Origin of the sequence: Klebsiella sp. MS 92-3 (assembly GCF_000195655.1) — a bacterium.
GTDB lineage: Bacteria > Pseudomonadota > Gammaproteobacteria > Enterobacterales > Enterobacteriaceae > Klebsiella > Klebsiella pneumoniae.
On record NZ_GL882794.1, the window covers coordinates 1 to 1,916 of the forward strand.

Annotated in this window: 4 protein-coding genes; 1 reads left to right on the forward strand and 3 read right to left on the reverse strand. The window is 59.7% G+C overall.

Features of this window, described 5'->3' with window-relative positions; translation table 11 throughout:
* The coding region (locus HMPREF9538_RS16645; RefSeq protein ID WP_004140943.1) for a GNAT family N-acetyltransferase at nt 1-526 on the reverse strand (526 nt) is incomplete at its 3' end.
* A gap of 119 nt (nt 527-645) precedes the next feature.
* Here HMPREF9538_RS16645 and HMPREF9538_RS32205 point away from each other — a divergent pair.
* Nucleotides 646-762, forward strand: a complete 117-nt coding sequence (locus HMPREF9538_RS32205; RefSeq protein ID WP_020317330.1) for a hypothetical protein — start codon at nt 646-648, stop codon at nt 760-762.
* Here the strand turns inward: HMPREF9538_RS32205 and HMPREF9538_RS0127430 are convergent.
* Together HMPREF9538_RS0127430 and HMPREF9538_RS16635 are read right to left on the reverse strand one after the other, a co-directional pair.
* The gene (locus HMPREF9538_RS0127430; protein ID WP_020317319.1) at nt 742-1,635 is read right to left on the reverse strand and encodes a TIGR01777 family oxidoreductase; all 894 of its coding nucleotides are present in this window, start codon (nt 1,633-1,635) and stop codon (nt 742-744) included. The two genes, HMPREF9538_RS32205 and HMPREF9538_RS0127430, sit on opposite strands and share 21 nt — an antisense overlap.
* Nucleotides 1,636-1,653: 18 nt before the next feature.
* On the reverse strand, nt 1,654-1,916 hold a 263-nt coding region (locus tag HMPREF9538_RS16635), incomplete at its 5' end, for a FolB domain-containing protein (protein WP_009484755.1).

The following is a 1,916-nucleotide window of genomic DNA, read 5'->3' on the forward strand; positions in this document are numbered from 1 at the left end:
ATCCGGCGTCTGCGGACGCCGGATGAGCTTCCCGCTCCAGCCGATAGATCCAGTCATCGTAATCGACGCCGTTCAGATGATAGGCTTTCTCCAGCACCTGGGTGCGCACAAAGCCTTGCTTCTCCAGCAGGCGCGATGAGCCACGGTTTTCACCCAGCACCCAGGCATTGATGGCCTGCACCCCCAGGGTGGTGAAACCATACTCGCAGACCGCCCGCAGCGCTTCGCTGGCATAGCCTTTTCCCTGAGCCTGAGGCAGCAGCGCGTAGCCGACGTCAGCTTCGTGCGGATTTTTCGGACTGATGCGGAGCCCAATATCGCCCAGCGCCTCGCCGAATTTATCGCGCAATACAAACACCCCGGGATCGGCACAGCGACTGACGAAGACGCTGCGCAGCGCCTCCTCGCTTAACACCTCCCCCATAAAACGCATCACCTGCGGATCCTGGCGCAGGCGCAGAAAAAAGGGCCAGTCATCGGTAACAAAGCGGGTAAGCGAAAGGCGTGGTGTGGTGATGGTCGTCATAAAGCAGTCAATACGCAGAAAGAAAAGCCTACCTTAGCACTTTGCTTTGCCAGGTAACACCGGCGAACCGGCCGGCTGGCGGTGAATTCAGGCGATTAAGGGCGCTGGTTGTCCTGAATATGGCGATGCTGCAGCGCCAGGGTGAGACCATCCAGGCGTGGAGCATGAGCCAGCAGAATGGAATCAGGGGAGCCAATGCTCCCCTGTGTCAGCCATTAACTCAGCACATCCTTTAGCGCTTCGTCCAGATCGTACCAGCGGAAGGCAAAGCCGGCGGCCTCCAGACGCTTTGGCAGCGCGCGCTGGCCGCCGAGCACCAGGACGGCGGATTTCCCCATCAACAGGCGGATAGCGGCGGCGGGAACGCGGAAAATCGCCGGTCGATGGAGCGCATGACCCAGCGCATGGGCGAACTGCTCGTTATGCACCGGGTAGGGAGAAACCATATTGAACGGACCGCGCAGATCGTTATCCAGCAGCCACAGAATGCCGTTAACCATATCGTCGATATGGATCCAGGCCAGGTACTGTCTGCCGTTGCCGATAGGCCCGCCGAGGCCGAGCTTAAAGGCGGGTGTCATTTTGCCGAGAATACCGCCCCGCGGAGCCAGTACCACGCCGGTGCGCAGCAGGCAGACGCGGGTGCGCTCGCTTTGCGCTTCGCAGGCAATTTGTTCCCAGCGGGCGCACAGCTTATGGGTAAACTCATTGTGCGGTGGCTCTTCTTCGGTCACCACCACCTCGCCGAGGTCGCCATAGTAGCCGATGGCAGACCCGCTGATCAGCACGGAGGGAGGGGTGTCGCTGGCGTGGATCAGGCCCACCAGCCGCTGCGTGAGATCCCAGCGGCTATGGCACAAGCGTTGTTTCTGCTCGGCCGTCCAGCGTTTATCAGCGATGGGTTCACCCGCCAGATTGATGACGGCATCAATGTCATTGAGGTGGTGATGGCCCTCGAAATCGCGCCACAGGGTGACGCGCGGATCGAGACGGGCGCGGGCGGTATCCGGATGTCGCGTGGAGACCGTGACGCTATGCCCGAGCTCCAGCAATCTGGGTATCAGATGTCGGCCAATCAGGCCGGTACCACCAGTAAGCAGGATCTTCATACCACCTCCCTGACATGGTTAGCGACGCCAGCTCATGGTCATGGACACCGAGTCGGCATAGCGCAGCGCATGAAGTTTATCAATCTCCACTTCAGCATATGTGACCCAGTGATGTTCGCATGCGATATTCAGCACATCCTGAGTTAATTTTTCCAGCAGCGAAAAACGGCCATTCTCAAGATGGCTGATTATGCGCTTGGTAATGGTGCGATAGTTCAGCGCATCATTGATGTCCTCGCTGTCGCGCGCTTTATCGGCAGGGGGGGGGGGGGGGGGGGGGG